Below are 22,703 nucleotides of genomic sequence, written 5' to 3'. Positions count from 1 at the left end.
TCAACAAATAGCGCCATATACTAAAACCGGGTCGTGTTGAAAAGACATAGCTTGATGCATAACAATAGTAATTGCCATGGTTTTATGAAACAAATTTGATCGGACGGTAAAGGTGAAATGTTAAGCTTTGCAATTCCTGAAGGAAGCACTGCCCGGAAAGGGGCTATCATTTTCCGATTATCGAAATATAACCGTTACAGCATCAATGCTCTGGCTTCCGCAATAGAAGATCACCCCCTCATTTCTTCGGGGTGGGTCGGCCTTCTGTTCTTGAATAAACAGAAGTTTTTCGAACATGCTTCAGAGCTCGCAGAGGGCCTTACGGGACCGGTGGTTCTGGTTTACTCTTTCATGAGTTGCGAGTGGTCGGACATCAGGGCAGAATGGAAAAGGGTAAGGAGCATGCCCTGGAGAGGGCCTTGCATCATCTTTTGCGGTGGGCCTCACCCCACGGGTTCTGTTAAGTCGGTTCTCAAGGAAGGAGCCGATTTCGTATGCGCCGGTGAGGGAGAAGGTGCCGTAGTATCATTCCTTGATTTTGCTTTTAACGGCTCCTGCAATTTGTCTTCCTCGATTTTTTTCTACGACCAGGGTAAATTAAAAAAAGGAAGGATCGCAGATAACTACCCATGGGAAGATTCCCTTCCCTTTCCCAGGAAGCCTTACCGCTTTGGACCCATTGAAATAACCCGGGGATGCCCTTTCAGGTGTGCCTATTGTGAAACTCCGGTTATAAAAGGAACCCGGATAAGGCACAGGACCGGGGAAGTAATTTCCGAAGCCGTACGGGTCATGGTTGCCCACGGAAGAACCGATGTGAGAATGATATCGCCTAACGCTCTGGCCTATGGCTCTTCTGACGGACGTCGACCCGACGTCAACGCCCTCTACGAGATGCTGGCGTCAATTCGGAGAATTCTGCCTTCTCAGGGCAGGATATTTTTCGGCAGTTTCCCGTCGGAAGTACGACCCGAGTTCGTGACCGAGGAGACGGTCGAAATCCTTAAAGAATTCTGCAATAACAGGACGATAGTTGTGGGAGCCCAGAGCGGAAGCCTGCGTATGCTTCGGGCGATGAGGCGTGGGCATGGTGTTGATGAGGTCGTGAAGGCCGTTGAGCTCCTCGTTGAAAAGGGCTTTGAGCCTGCCGTCGATTTTATTTTTGGCCTTCCAGGAGAAACCCTGGAAGATGTCAACCATAGCCTTGATCCGGCAGAAAGGCTTGCTCAAAAAGGGGCTCGCATTCATGCTCATGCTTTTATGCCTCTTCCGGGATCTCGATGGGCTTTTGCAGAACCCACGCCGATTCCGGATTTTGCCAGACGCCGCCTTGAAAGTCTTATATCCCGTGGTAAACTTTTTGGACAGTGGATGCATCAGGATCGAATGAGATGGGATCAACTTAGATGCAGGAGGGAAGGTGAGCGATGAAGGTTCTTGTTTTGTATTATTCTCGGGGAGGAAACACGAAAAAGCTTGCAGAGTATGTGGCGGAGGGAGTTCGTCAGGTAAACGGCGTTGATGCGGTTTTAAAAAACACTTCAGAGGTGACGAAGGACGATTTTGTCGAAGCTGCCGGTATTATAGCCGGCTCACCGGTTTACTTCGGCAGCATGGCTGCAGAACTCAAGAAAGTCTTTGATGACTTCGTCGGGGTTCGAAAAAAGATGGAAAACAAGGTTGGCGCCGCCTTCACCACATCAGGTGATCCCACGGGCGGAAAGGAAACGACGATGATGTCCATAATTCAGTGTATGCTCATTTACGGAATGATCGTTGTGGGGGATCCAATGAGTGCTACGGGTCATTACGGCGTGGCCTGCGTGGGGGCTCCCGACGAGAAAACGGCTGAAAATGCCAGGAAGCTGGGAAGGCGTGTTGCCGAACTCTGCTTGAAACTCCACGGATAACTCAATGGGCAGGCACAGGCTTACCGTGCCTGCCCATCATTTCGGGCTAACAAATCGATCTTTCTGCCCGGGGCCGTACCCGGCCTCAAAAACGGGCACTCAATGGGTTTTCAATTCTTCCTTGACCTTTTTCGCCAAAACCGTACGAAGGAAGGAAAAGGCTTCTTCTGGGTCTCCATCCATGTCTATACGCAACACTTCCTGAACTTCTTCGGGTGTCAGGGTTATAATGACTTTCTTCAGTCTCAAAGCTACCCTCTTCTTGCCGGTTCACGTTTTTATTACATTTTAATCTTTATGTCTCCGCCGGGAAAGTGTTTGAACAAACCGGGAAGGATATCTTAAATTAGGTTGGCGAATCCACGGCCGTATCGTAATGAGAAAACTGCATGGTAAAGGTTGCCCTGCCCTGAGTGGCCGACCTCAGATCTGTTGAATACCCGAACATTTTGGAAAGAGGCGCAAGAGCCGTGACGACGTGTACGGCTTTTCTGGCGGTGATGCTTTCGATGCGACCCTTACGGGTATTTAAATCACTTATGACTTCACCGAGGAATTCTTCAGGGGTGAGAACCTCCACGGTCATGTAAGGTTCGAGGAGCATCAGTTTCCCGAGTTCACAGGCATTCCTGACGGCCATGGTGGTCGCTACCCTGAAGGCAAGTTCGCTGGGATGCTGTACGTCAAAATCGGCATCGACAACGCTTACTTCCACGTCGGTAACGGGATACCCCATAATTGTTCCGGAAGATAAGGCGTCCTCTACCCCTTGCTCAAAGGCAGGCAGAAATGTTTCCGTAACCTTAGCCGGATCAATGTCTATTGAAACAATGTTCCCTTTCCCACGCTCTCTCGGCCTGACAATTACGCTTACCCTTGCAAAATGCCTTGTTCCGCCTATTTCTCTGTCGAAGCTTGCATCTGCCCTGGCCTCCTCCTGAATCGTTTCTCTGTAAACTACCTGTGGTTTTCCTGCTCTAACCCCAACATGATAATCCCTTTCAAGACGGGTTAAGAGCACTTCGAGATGGAGTTCTCCCATGCCGCGAATAATTATTTGACCCGTATCGGGGTCCTCATGAAAGCGGAAGGTAGGATCTTCCTCGGACATTTTCATCAGGCTGTCCATTAGTTTATCCTGATCTGCCCTGGTTCTGGGCTCTACGGCCATTGATATAACGGGTTCATAAACGTCTATGGGTTCCAGAAGGATGGGAAAACGGGGGTCGCAGAAGGTATCCCCTGTGGTAGCGCTCTTCATACCCATAAGCGCTACGATATCTCCCGCCTCGGCCTTGTCTTTGCGCTCTCGTTTATTTGCGTGCATGGAAAAGATGCGGGATAATTTTTCCCGTGTCTTTTTCGACGCGTTGTAAACATCCATACCCACGCTCATGGTGCCGGAATATATTCTCACATAGGTGAGCTTGCGCCCTTCGTCCATGAATATCTTGAAGGCTAACGCAGCAAGAGGCTCCTTACTGCTGGCATGGCGCTCTTCTTTTGCTCCCGTTTCCGGGTTTACGCCCACCACAGGAGGGATATCCAGAGGGGAGGGCAGAAAATCAACGATTGCATCGAGGAGAGGTTGAATACCCTTATTCTTCAGGGCCGACCCACATAGGACGGGCACCAGCTTTAGCTCAAGGGTAGCCTTACGAATAACGGGAATGAGTTCCTCGGCGGTGATAAACTCTCCTTCGAGGTACTTTTCCAGTAGCGTGTCATCGAATTCGGCAACCTTTGCAACAAGAGCGTCCCGGGCCTCTTCTGCAGCACTCCTGAGTTCGGGTTCTATGTCCACATACTCATAGGCCGCACCAAGGGTTTCTTCCAGCCATACAACCTGACGCATTCTCAGAAGATCAACGACTCCTCTGAAGTCCTGTTCGGCTCCAACAGGCATCTGAAGCGGTAAAGGCACCGCCTTTAGTTTCTCTTCCATTTGCCTTATAACGCCGGGAAAATCGGCGCCAATTCGATCCATTTTGTTAACGAAGGCTATCTTCGGTACCCGATACTTGTCTGCCTGATGCCATACGGTCTCAGATTGAGGCTCAACTCCTCCGACGGCACATAACACGGCCACAGCTCCGTCCAGGACCCTTAAGGACCTTTCAACTTCTACGGTGAAATCCACATGACCGGGAGTATCCACAAGGTGTATCTCGTGATTACGCCAGAAACAGGTCGTGACGGCCGAGGTTATTGTGATGCCTCTTTCCTGCTCCTGATCCATCCAGTCCATGACCGTCGTTCCGTCGTGGACCTCACCCATCTTATGAGATCGGCCGGTGTAATATAAAATCCGCTCGCTTACGGTTGTTTTGCCCGCATCTATGTGGGCTATTATTCCGATGTTCCTGATCTTTCTGATTCTTTTTATGTCCGACATGATCAACCTCACAAAAATAACGATTCAAGCCCTCAGGGAGCTTAAATCGCCGCAACACAGGCAATATTTATTGCGCAGGTTACTCTAGAAATTCAACCGTCCTGTGTCAAGTAAAGCAGCCGGCCTGTTTTTTGTAAAAATTAAGATATAATATAATGAAAAATCAAAGCTCAAAACGACAGGAGGAATACCATGGGCCATCCTTTCAGGTATTACATTCCGGAAGATAATGCTGGATTTATGGACAAAGTCTGGCGTTTTATCTCTAAAAAGGAATTACCTGCCTGGAGCTTCCCCAGGGTAATACAAATTCAAACCGTTGCGGGCTGTAATGCTTTCTGCATTTTCTGCCCTCACGGTAAGACCAAAAGACCTTTGCCTAAAGGGCGAATGGACTGGGATCTTTACAGAACGATTATCGACGAGTGCGTTCGCCATCGCATGTGGAGAATCAGCCCTTATCTGATGAACGAGCCTCTTCTTGATCCGGAGATTGGCGAAAGGATTCGTTATATTTCTTCAAAGAAGAGGTTTCCCACATACACGAAAATAAATACAAACGCCAGCCTTTTAACTGAAGAAGTGGCAAGAGATCTTCTGGATTCTGGACTGGATGTTCTTACCTGTAGTGTCCATGGGATTGTAAAAGAAAAATACGAGAAAACCATGGTTGGTTTGAAACTGGAAAAAGTTCTGGACAATATCGATCGGTTTCTGGAACTTAAGGCAAAGCTAAGGAAGAAAAAACCGGAATTGAGAGTTACAATGATACGAACAAAGCTTATCGAACCCGATGTTGAAAAGATCAGAGAATACTGGAAAAGAAGAGGGGTTCGTGTAAGTATAAGACCAATGAGCAATCGCGCCAATCCTCAGATTGCCGATCTCGGGGTAAGTGCCAGACCTCTGGAGCCTTTTTCGTGGTGTGTGCGCCCTATGGAGCAGGCCTATGTGAACGTCAGAGGGGAATTGCTTCTTTGTTGTAACGACTGGGAGCAGACAACAATTCTTGGAGATCTGAAGACGCAGAGCCTCGAAGAAGCGTGGAATGGAGATAGGTACAGAGAAATCAGGAGAAGACTTCTTGATGGCAGGGTGCAGGGACTTTTGTGCGAAAAGTGCACCATGCAAAGAGAATAGGTATATCCGAAAGGAGACATTACTCCCATGGCCGAGAAGATTGATGAAGTCTTCAAAGTAATTGATGAACAACGCGATGGCTATCTGCACGAACTCCTTGAATTGCTTAGACTGCCGAGTGTCAGCGCTAATCCGACCTGTCGAAAGTACATTGAAAACGCAGCAGAAAGGCTGTGTAAGGCACTGAAGGCGCGAGGAGCCGGTTGTGAGGTTCTTGAGACCGAAGGGCATCCCGTCGTATGTGGAAGCTTTCAGGCTAAAGATAAGGGGCCAACGCTTCTTATTTACGGCCATTACGATGTTCAACCTCCTGATCCCTTGGAAGAATGGCAGAGTGATCCCTTCGATCCTGTGATAAAGGACGGGTATGTTTATGCCCGGGGGGCAAGTGATGATAAGGGTCAGCTCTTTTGTTATGTTGCCGCCCTCGATGCTATAAATCGCGCAGGTCTGCAGGTTCCCGTGAATCTGCGATTTCTTTTTGAAGGCGAGGAGGAAATCGGAAGCCCGAACTTGAGGAAATTTTTGCTCCATCGTCATGAACTCCTGGAATCGGATGCCGTGGTCATCTCCGACGGCAGTCAGGCAGCGCCGGGCGTCCCTGCGATTACCTATGGCCTTAGAGGCCTTGCCTATCTACAGATTGACGTTGAGGGGCCAAAAAGAGATCTTCACTCGGGGGTTTACGGAGGAATCGTCGTTAATCCTCTCCAGGCCCTGGTGGACATTCTCTCTCACCTCAAAGACGAGAACGACCGTGTAATGATAGAAGGGTTTTACGACGATGTGCTGGTTCCTGATGAGACCGAAAGGGCTATGATCCGTTCTCTGCCCTTTGATGAGGAGCAGTTAAAGGAATATCTGGGTATAAGTGTATTTGGTGGTGAAAAAGAGTTTCATCCCCTTGAGCGCAGGCTTCTGAGACCCACTCTGGACGTGAACGGCATCTGGGGAGGGTATTCAGGCCCTGGAGCAAAAACGGTAATTCCGTCCAGGGCCGGAGCCAAAATAAGCATGCGCCTTGTTCCGAATCAGCGATACAAAAAAATAACCGACCTTACCGGGCAATACATAAGGAAGGTTACCCCTCCCGGAGTCCGTGTGAAGGTAACCCCGATGGAAGGAACCGACCCCGTTTTGGTGAATACGAAGAGCAGAGAGGTTCAGATTGCCGCAAGGGCCTTGGAAATTGCTTTTGGCAGGCCCCCGGTTTTTATGCGTGAGGGTGGTTCGATCCCTGTGGTCAGCCTTTTTTCGGAACTGATGGGGTCGAAACCCATACTGCTGTTGGGGTTTGGAAGACCCGATGACGGCATACACGGGCCCAATGAAAGGTTCAATCTCGATGATTTTTTCAAGGGAATAAAAACCGCCGTGGCTCTGTTCTTCCTCATGGCCGAAAGATAACCGAGATGTTTGAAGAATATACTCGTTGCAGGCTATGTCCCTGGATGTGCGAGGTTAACAGAAGAGAAGGGAAAAAAGGGAGATGCGGTGCCGGAGCTGATGTGAGGATTGCGGGGGCTTTCCTTCATTTTGGTGAAGAAGCTTGCCTCGTGGGAGAGACGGGTTCCGGAGCCGTGTTTTTTTCACACTGCGTTATGCGCTGTATGTATTGTCAGACCTATGAAATGAGCTGGTTCGGTCGAGGCGAAGATTTAACCGATCCGGATTTCCTTGGAATTCTCAAAAGCCTGGTGGAACGGGGCTGCGAAAACCTTAACTTTATAACCCCTACCGCCTATATCCCTCATATTCGCTGGGCCGTGGAAGAGCTTCGAAAAACGGAAAAAATACCTCCGGTGGTGTACAACACGGGAGGATATGAAAGCGTTGAAGCCCTGAAAAGCCTTGAAGGGATTGTGGATATTTACCTGACGGACATAAAATATCTTAATGGGGAACTGGCAAAAAAATTGAGCCATGCGCCTGATTATCCCGATATTGTAAAGGTCGCCGTTATGGAGATGTACAGGCAGGTCGGGGATCTTGAAATGAACGGGAGGGGGGTTGCAAAAAGGGGGCTGATAGTAAGGCATCTCGTTTTGCCCGGTTATGTGGAGGAAAGCCTGAAAGTGCTCGAGTGGATAGCCGAAAACCTTTCCGTGCAAACCTACATCAACGTAATGGGTCATTACAGACCCTTCCATCTGGCCCCCAATATACCTGAGCTTTCAAGGACTTTAAGAAGGCAGGAGTATGAGCTGGTTATATCAAAGGCCCGTGAACTCGGTTTAACCCGAATGGATACCACTCACCGGAATCTGTATCCATTGATTTGGGAAAACTGATGGGCCTGCCGATTATATATGAGGGAGTTAGGTAAATGTTTCAATGGATCGTTGTAGTTTTTACCGTGCTTTTTGCGCTTATTGTTGCCTGCAGGCATATAGCCAGAGGGTTAAAAGGGCAGTGTTCATGCTCTCCCGATGACTGCAGTGGATGTTCTGCTCTTGAAATTGCAGAATCTTCCGAAAAATGCCGTTGCGAGGGAAATAATGAAACTTAATGTTGTGCTTTCCGGCGGGGAAAGTCGATCGTACGAGGTAATGTGTGAGAGTGGGCTGCATAGGCGGCTTGATCGAATTATAAAAGACCTTTCCCGGGGACGCCGGGTTTTTTGTGTCTGGGATCGATTTGTCCATGGCCTGTGGGGCCACAGGTGTTTGACCGCTACGGAAAGCATAGTATGGGACGCTTCGGAGCAGAATAAAAAGCTTTCTGCCGTGGAAGAGCTTGCAAGGGAGCTCGTAAGGCGGGGTGCTGACAGACATTCTCTGCTCGTGGCCGTGGGAGGTGGGGTTACCGGCGATGTGGTGGGATTTTTGGCGTCAATATACATGCGCGGTATCCCGGTTGTCCAAATTCCGACAACCCTTGTTGCTCAGGTGGACAGTAGTGTTGGTGGGAAGACGGGTGTTGACCTTCCCGAAGGCAAAAACCTTCTGGGAACCTTTCACCAACCTCTGTGGGTCGGTATAGACCCCGATTTTCTGCAAACTCTGAGTGAAGAGAACTTCCGCGAAGGCATGGCGGAGGTAATAAAAACGGCATGGATCGGTGATGCCGATTTGGTTCGTTTTTTGCTCGATAACAGCGATGATATTCTAAGGCGAAGGGCCGATGTGATGGCCCACGTGGTTTTCAGATGTGTTGAGATAAAGGCCGGGATTGTTATGGAAGACGAGAAAGAAGGCGGTGTCAGAAAGGTGCTCAATCTGGGTCATACCTTTGGACATGCCGTTGAACGCATCAGTAACTATACGATAAATCACGGGCATGCTGTGGCTATGGGTTTAATCTGCGCGGGGATTCTGGGAAGACAGCTGGGATACCTGGACCGAGAACATCTTAACATGCTCAAAGATCTCCTGTCTGCTTACGGTTTACCCACAGGCCTTCCTTCTGAATATTCCCCCGACAAGATGATGAGCGTTTTCCAGGCGGACAAAAAAAAGGTAGGGAATTCACTGGTTTTTGTCATTCCCGGGCCGCCCGGTAAGGTAATCTGGAAGACCATCGAGGATAAAAAGCTGATCGATGAGGTTATCAGGCTGGCACAGAAGATAGGTAAGATCTATTTGACTTAAGTGTGTAAGGTATTCTAAACGTTTTCAGAAAAGTCATGCTTGATGTAATTCTCATGTTAATTTATAAAATTCAAAAAGAATCCAGAATGTGAATAATACACGTAACAGAGGCTTGAGTCATGACACAGCCGGCAACGTATCAGAGGATAGGTCAGATTTTGGTGGAAAGTGGTTTTATTACCAAAGACCAGCTTCAGGAAGCTCTCAACGAGCAGAGACGTACCCGGGAACGGCTGGGAAAAATCCTTCTGAAACGTGGTTATATAGATGAAAAAGATCTTGCCGTTGCTCTTGCGAGGCAGATGAAGCTTCCTCTGGTGGACCTGAGAAAGTTGAACATTTCCGAAGATGTTATGGGGATCATATTGAGGGAATCTGCCGAAAAGCACGGAGTTGTGCCTTTCGGTCTGACCGGAAATATTCTTCATGTGGCGACTGCTGATCCCACCAATAGAATGGCTGCGGATGATCTGAGATTCCTTACTCAGAAAACCATCAGGTTTCATGTTGCTACCGAGAGCGCCATTAACGAAATACTGGAAAAGCGTCGTGAGGTGAGCACAGAACTGGACGCGGCACTTAAGATGCTCACCGATGAAGCGGATCTCAGTGTTATTGAAGACACGGAGGAAATCGATCTTGCGGAACTTGAGGGAGATGCGACAGAAGCACCTGTTGTTCGTCTGGTAAATTCTCTGCTGACCGATGCAATCAGAAAAAAGGCCAGCGACATTCATATAGAGCCCTACGAAAAAATGCTTCGTGTGAGGTATAGAATTGACGGTATTCTTTACGAGGTCATGAGGCCGCCGGTTCGTTATAAACATGCCATTTCGACCCGTGTGAAGATTATGAGCAATCTTGACATAGCCGAGAGAAGGCTTCCTCAGGATGGTCGCATAAAGGCCAAGATTCTGGGCAAAGAAGTGGATTTTCGTGTTTCCTGCCTCCCGACTATTTTTGGTGAAAAAATCGTTCTTCGAATTCTGGACAAGTCCAATCTGCAGCTCGATATGACCCAGCTGGGCTTTGAAGAAGATCAGTTAAGCATTTTTCGGGAGGCCATTTACAAGCCCTACGGCATGGTTTTGGTGACGGGGCCGACGGGTAGCGGTAAGACGACCACGCTTTACAGCGCTTTAATGGAGCTTAACAAGGTTGAGCGTAATATCTCCACGGCCGAAGACCCTGTTGAATACAACCTCCCCGGTATAAATCAGGTTCAGGTTCACGAATCCATAGGTCTTACCTTTGCAGCGGCTTTAAGGTCCTTCCTGAGGCAGGATCCTGACATTATCATGGTGGGAGAGATTCGAGACCTGGAGACGGCAGAAATAGCCGTGAAGGCTGCTCTCACGGGTCACCTTGTCCTGAGCACTCTGCACACAAACGATGCCCCCAGTACCGTTACAAGGCTTATCAACATGGGAGTGGAGCCCTTTCTTATCGCGTCGGCCTTGAATCTTGCTCTGGCCCAACGTCTCGTAAGAAAACTCTGCGATCAATGCAAGGTGCCCGATGACGTGCCCCCGGATGTTCTGCTTGACCTTGGAGTTTCGGAACGTGAAATAGAAAACTTTACCTGTTATCGGCCCAGAGGATGTCAGGCCTGCAACAATACCGGGTACAGAGGTCGAGTTGCTCTTTATGAGCTTATGCCCATGTACGAGGAAATACAGGAGCTGGTCCTGGCAGGGGCTTCCGCCGCCGAGTTGAAGAAGGAAGCAATGCGGCTTGGGATGAAAACGCTTCGTCAGAGCGGAATCAATAAAGTCAAGGCCGGGATAACCTCCATTGAGGAAGTCATACGAACAACTGCAAGAGACTAGCCTAAGGTAATTCAGGTTTTTACAGGGGAGTGCTATGGCCGAGTTTATATGGACGGGTATAAACAGACAGGGGCTCACCATAAAGGGCAAGCTGGAAGCCGATTCTCCCGGTGCCGTCAGGCAAATACTTGAGCGTCAGGGTATAAAGATTTCCAAGGTTAAACCCGCTCCAAAGCACATTTCCGAGTATCTGCCCTTTCTGGCTCCTAGGGTCAAGCTGGTTGATCTGGTTATTTTTGCCCGACAGTTTTCCACCATGATTAACGCCGGAGTTCCCATCGTTCAGATTCTCGACATTCTGAGGGAGCAGTCCGAGAACATAACCTTTAAAAAGGTGCTTAGAGAAGTACGTGAATCCGTGAAGGCCGGCGAAAGCTTTTCGGCTGCATTGAGAAAACATCCCAAGGTGTTTGACGAGCTTATGGTAAACCTTGTCAATGCAGGGGAGGCCGGAGGAGCGCTCGATGTAATTATGAATCGGCTTGCCTCCTATCTTGAGAAGGTTATGATGCTTCGCCGCAAGATTCAGGGTGCAATGGTATATCCGACCGTTATTGTTATATTTTCGATAGTTGTTGTGGCCGTAATGCTGGTTTACGTAATACCGATTTTTGCGAAGATGTTCCGGGAAGCCGGAATGGAGTTACCTTTGCCGACCCTTGTCGTTGTAAAGATTAGCGATTTGGTACGAAGTTATATTCACTGGGTTGTTGTGGCGATTTTTGCAATTGGCTGGTTGATAAGACGATGGTCTAAAACGGAGAAAGGTCGGTATGCCTTGGATGCCCTGATACTTCGTTTACCCGTATTCGGTCAGCTTATAAGGAAGTCCTGTATAGCCAGAATGTGTCGTACCCTGGGGACGCTTGTGGAGAACGGAGTCCCCATTCTGGAAGCCCTTAATATCGCATCAAGAACTGTCGGAAATAGGGTCCTTGAGAGAGCCATTATATACGCCCGTGAGGAAATATCTCGGGGACGTAATCTCGGTGATCCCTTAGAAGAAACCCATGCCTTTCCGCTTCTTGTGCCCAGAATGATTAAGGTCGGTGAAAATGTAGGAGCCCTTGACGAAATGCTGGGCAAGGTTGCCGATTTCTACGAAGATGAGGTGGATCGCACCGTTGATGCTCTGACATCTCTGATAGAACCTCTGTTTATTGTATTCCTGGGTGTGGTCATCGGTGGGCTCCTTATCGCAATGTATCTGCCTATATTCCAGATGGGTCATGTGGCCGGAGCATAAATGGCGGAGCAGGAGCTGAAAATCGGAAGTCGGAATTACAGGGTAGATGAACTTATAAGACGATTGTATCTCATTCTGATCACAAGGTTATTTTTAGGGCTTCTTTTTTTTGGGTTTGTTGCCATTTCTTATAACGCTAAGGACGGTTTCCCACCCGATTATCCCGTACGAGCACTTTATATATTTTCAATTCTCCTATTAACCTTCACAGCTGTCGGAGGCCTAACCTTTAAATTATTTTCGGAAAAAACTTTGCCCGTTTATGCCGCCTGCCAGGTTGGGTTTGATATAGTAGCTGTTTTTGTTTTCGTATGCCTCTCCGGAGGCGTGCACAGCCCTTTTGTTCTCTTCTTTGTTCCTGTAATACTGCTTTCTTCTTTAGTTCTGGGGCTGAAGGGAAGTTTCTGCACGGCTCTAGTAGCTACGCTGGCCTATGGGATTATGTCCTTACTCCAGACTTATCCCGGTTTATTGGCTTTGCTGGGGTTCAATCTATCCGTGCCAGAAGCTGATGCCACGCGAGCCTTCTCATCCTTTATCACTAACGGTGTAACCCTTATTATAGCTGCAGTTACATCAGGGCTTTTGGTTGAGAAATGGAGAGGGGCGGAGGGCCTTGTTGGCGTTTACGTGAGAAAACTGACGCTTTTACGAAAACTGCATCAGCATATTATAGAGCACATACCATCGGGAATTATTCTTGCGGGTCTTGACGGCAGGATTCTTTATGCGAATAAGGCAGCCGAAAGAATCCTTTTTCGTAAGGCCGAGCACATCCGTGGACAAAGTATGGTTGAGCTTTTTCCGGAGTTGAACGAGTTTGTGGAGTGGGCACGTAAAGGGCATGCTGATGAGCTATCACGCCGGGAATTAACCTATAAGGATCCGGAACGGGGCGATCTGATTCTTGGATGCACCATTTCAACGGTTTTTGAGGAAAGAGGAACTCCCAAGTTGCTCATGGTTTTTCAGGACATTACGGCAGTAAAACAGGCCGAGAAGGAAATCCGGGCAATGGAGGAACTAAAGCTCGTTGCAACGGCTGCATCTGAGATTGCCCATAATGTGAAAAATCCTCTCGGTGCCATAAGCGGAGCGGCTCAGATGTTACGTCAGGAGCTCGCCTCCGGCGGGGATGCCGAACTGTGTGAACGTCTGACTTCCATAATTGTCAGAGAAAGCGAGCGCCTGGATGATGCCATTCGAACGCTTTTGTTTGTTTCCAGAAGCACGCTTAAATCACCTGAAGTTACCGAACTTGACGTGGAGAAGGAGTTGCGTCGGATATTGACCAGCTTTCGTGGAAAGGAGCCTTCTTACGAAATTCATCTGCACGGGAGTGAGACTTTGTACGTCCGAATAGATAGATCCAATCTGGAAGTAATAATTTGGACGCTTCTTGAAAATGCCGTTGAGGCAATGCCGGAAGGGGGAAATATATTTGTCAGTCTGGACGCTTCAACGGACGGACGATGGGTGGAGATACACGTACGTGATGAAGGCCCCGGAGTTTCCGTGGATACTCTGGAAAATCTTTTTCGCCCCTTTTACACCACGAAGTCAACGGGAACGGGGCTCGGGTTGTGCATAGCACGGCAGCATGCTCGCCGTGCGGGTGGCGATCTTGAATACATTCCCGAAGAGAAAGGTGCTCACTTTTGTGTTCGTCTTCCTCGGTTTGTGAAGGCCTTTGGAGAAAAGGAAGGCGGGCCTGTTACTGATAAGCTTGAAAAACCTTCCCGGGAAACTGAAGTAAAGATGCTTTCCTGAAGACTCCACCAGCCAGATACCTGGACTTTTTGATTTTCTTTTGTTTATCCCCTTGTCAGATTTACTTTTCGATCTTATATTAGCACTCGCAAGTGATGAGTGCTAGCAAAGGTGGTATATTTCATAGAAAATGGAGGGGAGTGCAGATGAAGTTGAGACCTCTTAACGATCGGGTTGTGGTAAAGAGAATTGAGGAGGAGCAGAAAACAGCCGGTGGAATTATCATTCCCGATACAGCCAAGGAAAAACCCATTCAGGGCGAAGTGCTGGCCGTAGGGCAGGGTAAACTCCTTGAGGATGGAACAAGGCGTCCTCTGGATGTGAAGGTAGGTGACAGGGTCCTTTTCGGAAAATATGCGGGTACAGAAGTAAAGGTTGGCGGTGAAGAAGTCCTCATCATGAGAGAAGATGATATTCTGGCGATTATCGAAAAATAAACCGTAGGAAAGGGAGGGAATAAAAAATGGCTGCAAAGCAGTTAATCTATAACGTAAAAGCCCGTGATGCACTTCTGAAGGGAGTCAATACCCTTGCCGATGCGGTGAAGGTAACCCTGGGTCCCAAAGGTAGAAATGTCGTTATTGAAAAGCCTTTTGGAGGGCCCGTGGTAACGAAAGACGGAGTTACCGTTGCTAAAGAGATTGAGATCGAGAATAAATTCGAAAATATGGGCGCTCAGATGGTAAAAGAAGTTGCCAGCAAAACCAGTGATGTTGCCGGTGATGGAACCACAACCGCTACGATCCTGGCCCAGTGCATTTTCTACGAAGGATCCAAGCTTGTTGCCGCAGGCGCCAACCCCATGGCTCTTAAGCGCGGAATCGACAAAGCAGTGGCTGCCGTGGTGGAAGAGCTTAAAAAGCTAAGCAAGCCCGTTAAAGACGAAAAGGAAATCGCTCAGGTCGGTACCATATCCGCCAACAACGATCCGACCATAGGAAACATTATTGCAGAGGCAATGAGCAAGGTCGGAAAAGAAGGTGTCATTACCGTAGAAGAAGCCAAGGGTACGGAGACCACTCTGGAAGTCGTTGAAGGAATGCAGTTTGATCGTGGTTACATTTCTCCCTACTTCATCACCGATGCTGAAAAGATGGAAGTGGTTCTCGAAGAGCCCTACATCTTAATCCACGACAAAAAGATCAGCAGTATGAAGGATCTTCTTCCGATTCTGGAAGAAATCGCAAAGATGGGACGTCCGCTTCTTATAATTGCCGAAGATGTTGAAGGCGAAGCTCTGGCCACGCTGGTGGTGAACAAGCTTCGTGGGACCCTTCAGGTCTGTGCCGTCAAAGCTCCCGGTTTCGGAGAGCGCCGCAAGGCAATGCTCGAAGACATAGCGATCCTTACCGGCGGGCAGGTGATAAGCGAAGAGAAGGGTATCAAACTTGAGAAGGCCACTATTAGCGATCTCGGCCGTGCAAAAACCGTCCGTGTAGATAAAGACAACACGACGATAATTGACGGTGCCGGTGACAGAAAGGCTCTTGAAGCAAGGGTTAAACAGATCCGCACTCAGATTGAAGAGACTACCAGTGACTACGATAGGGAAAAACTTCAGGAACGGCTTGCAAAACTGGTCGGTGGTGTGGCCGTGATAAGTGTTGGAGCCGCTACCGAAACGGAAATGAAAGAGAAGAAGGCCCGTGTTGAAGACGCACTGAATGCAACTCGTGCTGCCGTTGAAGAAGGAATCGTTCCGGGTGGCGGTGTTGCCTACCTCCGTTGCATACCCGCTCTGGACAAGTTAAACCTCGAGGGCGACGAGCAGATGGGCGTTAACATCATTCGTCGTGCCCTTGAAGAGCCGGCAAGGCAGATTGCCAAAAACGCCGGTGAGGAAGGTTCGATCATTGTTCAGAAGATTAAAGAAAAGGAAGGATCCTTCGGGTATAATGCTCAGACCGGTGAATTCTGCGACATGTATGAGGCCGGGATCATTGATCCTACAAAGGTCGCCCGCATTGCCCTTCAGAATGCCGCAAGTGTTGCCTCTTTGATGCTTACCACCGAATGTATGGTGGCCGAGATTCCTAAGAAAGAGGAAAAGTCGGCTGCTCCGGGAATGGATGAAATGTACTAAAACTAAAAATAGTCTTGTTTAAAAAACCCGGTGCCTTTCGGGCACCGGGTTTTTTATTTCGATGGAACTTCCCGGCCTGCTCATTTTGAAATCAGGTATAAAAGCTTTAAACGGCGATTTACGAATGCCCTTTTTGATCCTGCAGGGGCCTCCCGCTTGACTTGCACGGTTTATGTGCTATGACAGTGAAGCCTTTGTTTTTTATGGACCCTTGAGGCTTTATCGTAAAGAGGTGGTGACGCCATGGATTACAAGGAAACTTTAAATCTCCCTCGTACCGAATTTCCTATGAAGGCCAATCTGGCCAGGAGAGAGCCTGATTTCCTGCGTTACTGGGATGAGATAGACCTTTACGGGCGTTTAAGGGAAAGTAGTAAAGATAGGCCTCTTTACATACTGCACGACGGGCCGCCCTATGCGAACGGTCATATTCATCTCGGCACGGCCTTGAACAAAATACTTAAAGATATGATTGTCAAATCCCGTCAGATGGCCGGTTTCAATGCCGTATATGTACCGGGGTGGGATTGCCACGGGCTTCCCATTGAACATCAGGTTGATAAGGAACTGGGTGATCGAAAAAAGAACATGACCCCTGTGGAGGTCCGCCAGTACTGCCGAAGGTATGCGGAAAAGTTCATAGACATACAGCGGGAAGAATTTAAACGGCTGGGAGTTATTGGCGACTGGAAAAATCCATACTTAACCATGTCCTACGATTATGAGGCCACCATTGCCAGGGAACTGGGAAAGTTTTTTGAAAACGGCAGCGTTATCAGGTCAAAAAAACCCATTTACTGGTGTCCTCACTGTCGCACAGCCCTTGCTGAGGCCGAGGTGGAGTACGAAGACCATGAGTCGCCGTCGATATATGTAAAATTCCCGCTGAAAAAGGAATTCTGTTGGGCCTTTCCGGAATTGGAAGGTAAAAAGGTCAGCATCCTCATATGGACCACCACTCCCTGGACCATACCGGCCAACCTGGCGATAGCACTACATCCTGAGTTTTCCTATGTGGCGGTGGAGGTAAGTGGTGGAGAGGTATGGATACTTGCCGAAGGCTTATTGGAAGAGTGCATGAAGAAGTTCGGTGTGGATGGTTATCGCACCGTCCGGAAGTTTAAGGCTTTCGAACTCGAACGCAAAGCCTGTAAGCATCCCTTCGTGGAAAGGGATTCCCTCATCGTTCTGGGAACCCATGTAACCCTTGATGCCGGTACCGGTTGCGTTCACACTGCTCCGGGCCACGGCCGTGAAGACTACGAAGTGGCGCTGGAGTACGGCCTTGATATTTATTCTCCCGTCGATGATGGCGGTTGCTTTACGGAGGATGTGCCTTTCTTTTCGGGCCGGTTCGTTTTCGATGCAAACAGGGCCGTTACATCCAAGCTTGCCGAAGTCGGGGCACTGATAAAGGAAGAGAAGATAGTTCATAGCTATCCTCATTGCTGGAGGTGTAAACAACCGGTCATTTTTAGGGCAACCGAGCAGTGGTTCATCTCAATGGACAAAACGGGTATCCGCCAGAAAGCCCTTGAGTGCATTATGAACGATGTGGAGTGGATACCCTCCTGGGGGCGTGACCGCATCTACAGCATGGTTGAGCACCGCCCCGATTGGTGTATTTCCCGGCAGCGCTCCTGGGGTGTGCCCATTACGGTCTTCCTGTGCGAAGAGTGCGGGAATTATGTGGCTTCAAAAGAAATTTTTGACCATATCGTGAAAATCTTTGAGAAGGAAGGAGCAGACGCCTGGTTTGAACGCCCCGCCGAGGAGTTAATGCCGCCGGGTACCAGGTGTGGTAACTGTGGTTCCACTTCACTCCGCAAAGAAACCGACATTCTTGATGTTTGGTTTGATTCAGGAGTTTCTCACGCCGCCGTTCTTGAAACCCGCAGTGACCTCAGGTCTCCGGCAGATCTCTATCTTGAAGGAAGTGACCAGCACCGTGGATGGTTCCATTCCAGTCTTCTGACATCGGTGGGAACAAGAGGTCGGGCTCCTTATCGGGCCGTCCTTACTCACGGCTTTGTGGTGGACGGTCAGGGATATAAGATGTCGAAGTCTCTGGGTAATGTGATTTATCCCCAGGAAGTTATTGAAAAATACGGAGCCGAGATTTTGAGGCTCTGGGTTGCTGCCGAAGATTATCGGGATGACATACGAATTTCCGAAGATATTCTGAAGCGTTTGAGTGAAGCATACCGCCGCATAAGGAATACGTGCCGTTTTCTGCTGGGAAATCTATACGATTTTAATCCGGAAAGGGATGCGGTTGAATACTCGGAGCTTGAAGAAATTGACCGATATGCTCTTCATGAACTCCAGAGAATAGTTCAAAAGTGCAGAAGAGCTTTCGACAGGTATGAATTTTTCAAGGCCTACCATACCCTTTATCAATATTGCGTTGTCCATCTGAGCGCCTTTTATCTGGATGTGTTGAAGGATAGGCTTTACACCTCTTATCCTTCGAGTACTGAGAGGCGTGCGGCTCAGACCACGATTTATACAATTCTTGACACCATGGTTCGGCTGATGGCTCCAATACTTTCTTTTACGGCAGAGGAAGTATGGAGACATATACCGGGGAATAAAGAAAAGGGCTCCGTGCATGAGGAGTTATTGCCGGAGGTCAGAGACGAATGGCTCGATGATGGCCTTGCGCGCAGGTGGGATATGATCCTGGATATCCGCTCAGACGTGGCCAGAGCCCTTGAACATGCCCGGCAGAAGAAGTTGATCGGACATTCTCTAGACGCTCTTGTGCATCTTGGATTGCCTTCAAATCTCTACGAGGACTTTGCAGGGGATTTCAAACTACTCCGTGATGTTTTCATAGTGTCCGGCGTTGACATCCGAAAGGTGGAAGAGATGGCGGAAATGGACGAGATCGTGACGGGCGAGAACGTTCCCGGTCTGTGCGTGAAGGTCGAAGTTGCGCCCTGGGGAAAATGTTCAAGGTGCTGGATCAGAGACGCTTCGGTGGGAACTCACGCAGATCACCCCGAACTGTGCGATCGATGCTACGATGTGGTGAAGACCATGCTGAAGGCGGTATAGATCGGGATGAGCCCCTGTCCGGGGCTCGTCCGATATTGCTTATGACCGAAACATACTTACATCTCCGCTGCCTTCCCGTATAACTTCGGGCTCGTCGTTTACGAGGGAGATAACACTTGAGGGTTTTCCGGGGATTGGCCCGCCGTCAATGATAAGGTCAACGGCGTGACCCAGAAACTCCTTTATTTCCTTTGGAGTCATGAGGATCTCGCCTGTTTCAGGATGAGTAGCCGTTGTGTTGATGATGGGATGTCCCAGCTCTCTTACAATTGCCAGGGCAATTTCGTTGTCGGGAACCCTGATCCCTATGGTCTTGCGCTTTGTCAGCATGATACGGGGCACAAGTCTTGATGCCTCAAGCACGAAAGTATAGGGGCCGGGCAGGCATCGCTTCATTGTTTTGTAGGCGTAGTTGGTTACCTGAGCGTATTCGCTTATGTTCTTCAAATCCGAACAGATGATGCTGACGGGTTGATCATGAGATCTCTGTTTGAGGGCATATACCTTTTCTATGGCCTCCTTGTTAAAGATGTCGCAGCCTATGCCGTAGTATGTGTCCGTCGGGTATGCTACGATCCCTCCGTCTGCCAGTATTTCCACGACTTTTCTGACTTTTCTGGGTTCCGGATGAACAGGATTCATTTCCAGAATCATAAGACCCCCTTTTGTTGGCAGATTGGTTAGACCGAATCGAAAAACCTACAGGGCTATTATTCTGGTTGAAACTAAACAGATCGGACGGTGCTAGTCAACCAATAGGAAAGATTTCACATATTCCGGGCCGTTTTCCGGGCATCGGGTTGAATCCCGGATCTTTAAGGTTTACAAGTATATTTGGTTGAAAAAATTCACGTAAGCCGGCTCTGGAGGGTTGAAAAATGAAAGTTGTGGCTCTTCTTTCAAGTCCCAGGCAAAACGGAAACAGTGCATCCCTTGCCCGACGTGCAGTCGATGTTTTAAATCGGAATGGATGTGTCGTGGAAGTTTTTGCCCTGAATCAACTTTCTTTTAAAGGTTGTCAGGCCTGCATGGCCTGCAAGACCAAAATGGACAGGTGCGCGGTGGACGACGGCCTAACGCCCGTGCTCGAATCAGTTCGAAACGCCGAAGGCCTTATAGTTGCCACTCCTGTTTACTGGTACGACATATGCGCCCAATTAAAGACCTTTGTAGATCGCTGTTATTCTTTTCTCAAGCCCGATTATCTTACAAATCCTCAGCCCAGCCGACTTGGTACGGGGCGTAAGCTCCTGTTTATTCTGACACAGGGCGCCCCGCAACCTATAGAGGTCTATCCGAAATACCGGGACATTTTCAAATGGCTTGGTTTTTCCGAAAGCCGCCTTGTTCATGCCGTAGGGGTTAGAGACCTGGGTGATGTGGACAAACGGGAGGATCTATTTTCCGAGGTGGAAAAGGCTGCTCTGTGGCTTATCGGAAAATAAACCGCTAGTTAGGGCGGGATTCGCCATTTGTACTGATACCCGCCCTTTTCAGGTAATCCTCCCAGCGTCTGTCTACGGCTTCCTGTATGATTTTAAGCTGTTCCGGGTTTATTTTTCTGAATCTGGCCTGGGTTTTCAGGTAGTCTTCAACGGGTTTCTTCCTGCCCGATCTTGCTATGGTAAGGCTTTTTCCGGTAAGCCGAAACTCTCCATTTTCTATTTCGTAAAGAACGACAACGCCCGTTTCTACGGCCAGCCTTCCGATCTCAACGGTCTTTGCGGTGGGGAAGCCCCATCCCGGAGGACATGGAACATAGAGATAGATAAACCTTGTACCCTTTGTGTCTCTTGCTCTGACCAGTTTCTGATAAATATCCCGGGGATAGGCCGAACAGCAGGTTGCCATGTAGGAAAGGTGATGGGCCTCCATTATTGCCAAAAAATCTTTTTTGGGCTGATCCTTCGGGTTTACGGGCGTTGTGGTCGTGAGGGCTCCAAGAGGAGTTGCGCTGGATCGCTGAACGCCCGTGTTCATGTAAGCTTCGTTGTCATAGCAGATGTAAATAAAATCGGTTTGCCGTTCCGCTGCGCCGCTCAAAGCCTGAATCCCCATGTCAAAGGTTCCACCGTCTCCGGCCATGCCGACCACGGTGAACTGGCCTTCTTTGCCCAGTGCTCTGAGCCCCGCAACCAGACCCGATGCGGAAGCGGCGGTGCTGGCAAAGGTCGTGTTGACTGCGTTAACTGCTACGGGTGTCTTGGGATAAATACCGTGCAGGATCGTCAGACAGCAGGCGGGTAGCGTGATTATCGTATTTGGTCCAAGAGCCTTGAGAATGTAGCGATAGGCCAGTGCCAGACCGCAACCGGCGCAGGTTCTCGTTCCCGGCAATATGTATTCCTGATCGGGTATATCAACAAAAGGTGAGCTCATTTTCCAAAACCTCCTCGTGCCACCAGAAGGGTCGATCCCACTTTTGCTCAAGTTTCATTGTGGCCTCGAATATGCCGATAAGATCCACGGTTTTCACATCTTTGCCGCCCAGCCCCACAACCCACGATGTTACTTCGGGATGTTTATCGGGGGTGTGAGTATATAGGGCCGCCTTTAGCTCCGTTGCAAGAGGGGTTTCATAACCGTAGCTTATGGCTTTTTCAACGACGATTAGACGAGAGGCCTGAAGAAGGACTTCCGAGAGGTCTTTACCGGGAAAGGGCCTGAAGACTCTCAGACCGCAAACTCCTGCCCGATGTCCCCGCTCCCTCAAAAGATCCACGGCATCCATTGCTTCGCTGGTAAGAGACCCCATCGTTACAAAAATGGTATCGGCGTCGTCCACTCTGTAGGTGCTGTATGGTAGCGTGTAATCCCGCCCGAAAAGCTCCCCGAAAAGCGATCCCGCCTTTTTGATGACTTCAAGAGCCCTTTCGTGTGCCCGCTGAAGGCGCAGCCTGAACCCCATGTAATCGGGTCTTCGTGTTCCGTCAACGCCCGGGAGACAATCCCCCATAACAACGGGGTTTATGTTTACGGGTCTTTCGGGGTTAAGCTCGTAGTTGGGTTTCCTGGGTGGCAGGTAAGCATCAACCAGTTCCTGAGAAGCCGTTTCGACGGGCATGACCGTGTGAGATAACCTGAAGCCGTCAAAACACACCATGCAGGGAATGAGAACTTCTTCGGCAACTCTATAAGCCATGATCAGGTTGTCGAAGATTTCCTGATTGTTCATGCAGTAGAGCTGCATCCAGCCGGTGTCTCTCTGGCTGATGCTGTCCTGCATGTCGTTGAAAATCGTCCAGGGTGCCCCGAGCCCGCGGTTAACGACGGGCATAACAACGGGGACACGAGCTCCGGCGGCCCAGTGAAGCTGCTCGTGCATGTAAGCGAGACCGTTTGCCGCCGTTGCGGTAAAAGCACGAGCCCCCACCAGAGATGCGGATATACAAACGGTCATTGCCGAGTGCTCACTTTCTACCCGAACGAATTCCGCTTTGAGTTCCCCCTCTTCAACGAATTTCGATAAAATTTCGGGGATTTTTGATTGAGGAGTGATGGGATAGGCCGCAATGACCTGTACTCTGCATAATTTTGCGGCCAATGCCGCAGCCTCATTCCCGGTAATAATGCGAACCTTATCCACAGTTTTACCTCGCTAAAGGATTCCTCCGGTTGATCTGCTTTAAGAAGCCGATGGGTCTTGTAGCATCAAATAGGCGGGATGAACAAGATGTTTA

Annotated in this window: 19 protein-coding genes; 14 read left to right on the top strand and 5 right to left on the bottom strand. The window is 49.2% G+C overall.

The genetic code is table 11. The annotated features are described in order from the left end of the window. Positions 1-117 precede the first annotated feature (117 nt). Positions 118-1,431: a TIGR04013 family B12-binding domain/radical SAM domain-containing protein gene (locus BM091_RS01630; RefSeq protein ID WP_093392982.1), complete on the top strand. Its 1,314-nt coding sequence runs from the start codon at positions 118-120 to the stop codon at positions 1,429-1,431. After that, positions 1,428-1,910, top strand: a complete 483-nt coding sequence (locus BM091_RS01625) for a flavodoxin family protein (protein WP_093392981.1) — start codon at positions 1,428-1,430, stop codon at positions 1,908-1,910. The genes BM091_RS01630 and BM091_RS01625 overlap by 4 nt, the downstream gene beginning before the upstream one ends. 99 nt (positions 1,911-2,009) lie before the next feature. On the opposite strand, the gene BM091_RS13815 is transcribed toward BM091_RS01625, so the two are convergent. Together BM091_RS13815 and fusA are read right to left on the bottom strand one after the other, a co-directional pair. Then, positions 2,010-2,159 (bottom strand): hypothetical protein, encoded by a 150-nt coding sequence (locus tag BM091_RS13815; RefSeq protein WP_177193479.1) that lies wholly within the window; start codon positions 2,157-2,159, stop codon positions 2,010-2,012. Positions 2,160-2,256: 97 nt separating this feature from the next. Then, positions 2,257-4,305, bottom strand: a complete 2,049-nt coding sequence (fusA, locus tag BM091_RS01620; protein WP_093392979.1) for an elongation factor G — start codon at positions 4,303-4,305, stop codon at positions 2,257-2,259. A 192-nt stretch (positions 4,306-4,497) separates the two neighbouring features. Between fusA and BM091_RS01615 the strand changes: the two genes are divergently transcribed. From BM091_RS01615 to ileS, 11 genes are all read left to right on the top strand, one after another. Continuing rightward, on the top strand, positions 4,498-5,445 hold the full coding sequence (locus BM091_RS01615) for a radical SAM/SPASM domain-containing protein (protein ID WP_093392978.1): 948 nt from the start codon (positions 4,498-4,500) through the stop codon (positions 5,443-5,445). Positions 5,446-5,472: 27 nt separating this feature from the next. Beyond that, positions 5,473-6,852: a dipeptidase gene (locus BM091_RS01610; RefSeq protein ID WP_093392976.1), complete on the top strand. Its 1,380-nt coding sequence runs from the start codon at positions 5,473-5,475 to the stop codon at positions 6,850-6,852. A gap of 5 nt (positions 6,853-6,857) precedes the next feature. Next, complete coding sequence (locus BM091_RS01605) at positions 6,858-7,736, top strand: radical SAM protein (protein WP_143083079.1); 879 nt, start codon at positions 6,858-6,860, stop codon at positions 7,734-7,736. A gap of 35 nt (positions 7,737-7,771) precedes the next feature. Beyond that, positions 7,772-7,954, top strand: a complete 183-nt coding sequence (locus BM091_RS13810; protein WP_177193478.1) for a hypothetical protein — start codon at positions 7,772-7,774, stop codon at positions 7,952-7,954. Beyond that, positions 7,944-9,035 (top strand): 3-dehydroquinate synthase, encoded by a 1,092-nt coding sequence (gene aroB / locus BM091_RS01600; protein ID WP_177193477.1) that lies wholly within the window; start codon positions 7,944-7,946, stop codon positions 9,033-9,035. Before BM091_RS13810 ends, aroB begins: the two co-directional genes overlap by 11 nt. 119 nt (positions 9,036-9,154) lie before the next feature. Further along, positions 9,155-10,864 carry a type IV-A pilus assembly ATPase PilB gene (gene pilB, locus BM091_RS01595; protein ID WP_093392972.1) on the top strand — a complete coding sequence of 570 codons (1,710 nt, stop codon included), beginning with the start codon at positions 9,155-9,157 and terminating at the stop codon, positions 10,862-10,864. A gap of 34 nt (positions 10,865-10,898) precedes the next feature. After that, entirely contained in the window at positions 10,899-12,110 is a 1,212-nt protein-coding gene (locus BM091_RS01590; RefSeq protein WP_093392970.1) for a type II secretion system F family protein, read from the top strand. Continuing rightward, positions 12,111-13,880, top strand: coding sequence for an ATP-binding protein (locus BM091_RS01585; protein WP_093392969.1), 1,770 nt, complete (start codon positions 12,111-12,113; stop codon positions 13,878-13,880). It begins immediately after the preceding gene. A gap of 146 nt (positions 13,881-14,026) precedes the next feature. Further along, positions 14,027-14,317: a co-chaperone GroES gene (gene groES, locus BM091_RS01580; RefSeq protein ID WP_093392967.1), complete on the top strand. Its 291-nt coding sequence runs from the start codon at positions 14,027-14,029 to the stop codon at positions 14,315-14,317. A 26-nt stretch (positions 14,318-14,343) separates the two neighbouring features. Further along, the gene (gene groL, locus BM091_RS01575; RefSeq protein ID WP_093392966.1) at positions 14,344-15,963 is read left to right on the top strand and encodes a chaperonin GroEL; all 1,620 of its coding nucleotides are present in this window, start codon (positions 14,344-14,346) and stop codon (positions 15,961-15,963) included. A gap of 243 nt (positions 15,964-16,206) precedes the next feature. Next, on the top strand, positions 16,207-19,023 hold the full coding sequence (gene ileS, locus BM091_RS01570; RefSeq protein ID WP_093392964.1) for an isoleucine--tRNA ligase: 2,817 nt from the start codon (positions 16,207-16,209) through the stop codon (positions 19,021-19,023). Between the two features lie 39 nt (positions 19,024-19,062). Here ileS and BM091_RS01565 read toward each other — a convergent pair whose 3' ends face one another. Beyond that, the gene (locus BM091_RS01565) at positions 19,063-19,677 is read right to left on the bottom strand and encodes an L-threonylcarbamoyladenylate synthase (RefSeq protein WP_093392962.1); all 615 of its coding nucleotides are present in this window, start codon (positions 19,675-19,677) and stop codon (positions 19,063-19,065) included. Between the two features lie 224 nt (positions 19,678-19,901). Here BM091_RS01565 and BM091_RS01560 point away from each other — a divergent pair, with 224 nt between their 5' ends. Next, a complete protein-coding gene (locus tag BM091_RS01560) occupies positions 19,902-20,468 on the top strand; it encodes a flavodoxin family protein (protein WP_093392960.1) in 567 nt (188 codons plus the stop codon). A gap of 4 nt (positions 20,469-20,472) precedes the next feature. On the opposite strand, the gene BM091_RS01555 is transcribed toward BM091_RS01560, so the two are convergent. Together BM091_RS01555 and BM091_RS01550 are read right to left on the bottom strand one after the other, a co-directional pair. Continuing rightward, positions 20,473-21,402, bottom strand: a complete 930-nt coding sequence (locus tag BM091_RS01555; RefSeq protein ID WP_093392958.1) for a thiamine pyrophosphate-dependent enzyme — start codon at positions 21,400-21,402, stop codon at positions 20,473-20,475. Further along, positions 21,383-22,609, bottom strand: coding sequence for a transketolase C-terminal domain-containing protein (locus BM091_RS01550; RefSeq protein ID WP_093392956.1), 1,227 nt, complete (start codon positions 22,607-22,609; stop codon positions 21,383-21,385). Before BM091_RS01550 ends, BM091_RS01555 begins: the two co-directional genes overlap by 20 nt. Positions 22,610-22,703 lie beyond the last annotated feature (94 nt).

This window comes from Thermodesulforhabdus norvegica (assembly GCF_900114975.1).
GTDB classification, from domain to species: Bacteria; Desulfobacterota; Syntrophobacteria; order Syntrophobacterales; family Thermodesulforhabdaceae; genus Thermodesulforhabdus; species Thermodesulforhabdus norvegica.
The sequence above is the reverse complement of the archived record's forward strand: the minus strand, read 5'-3'. Positions and strand labels throughout refer to the sequence as shown.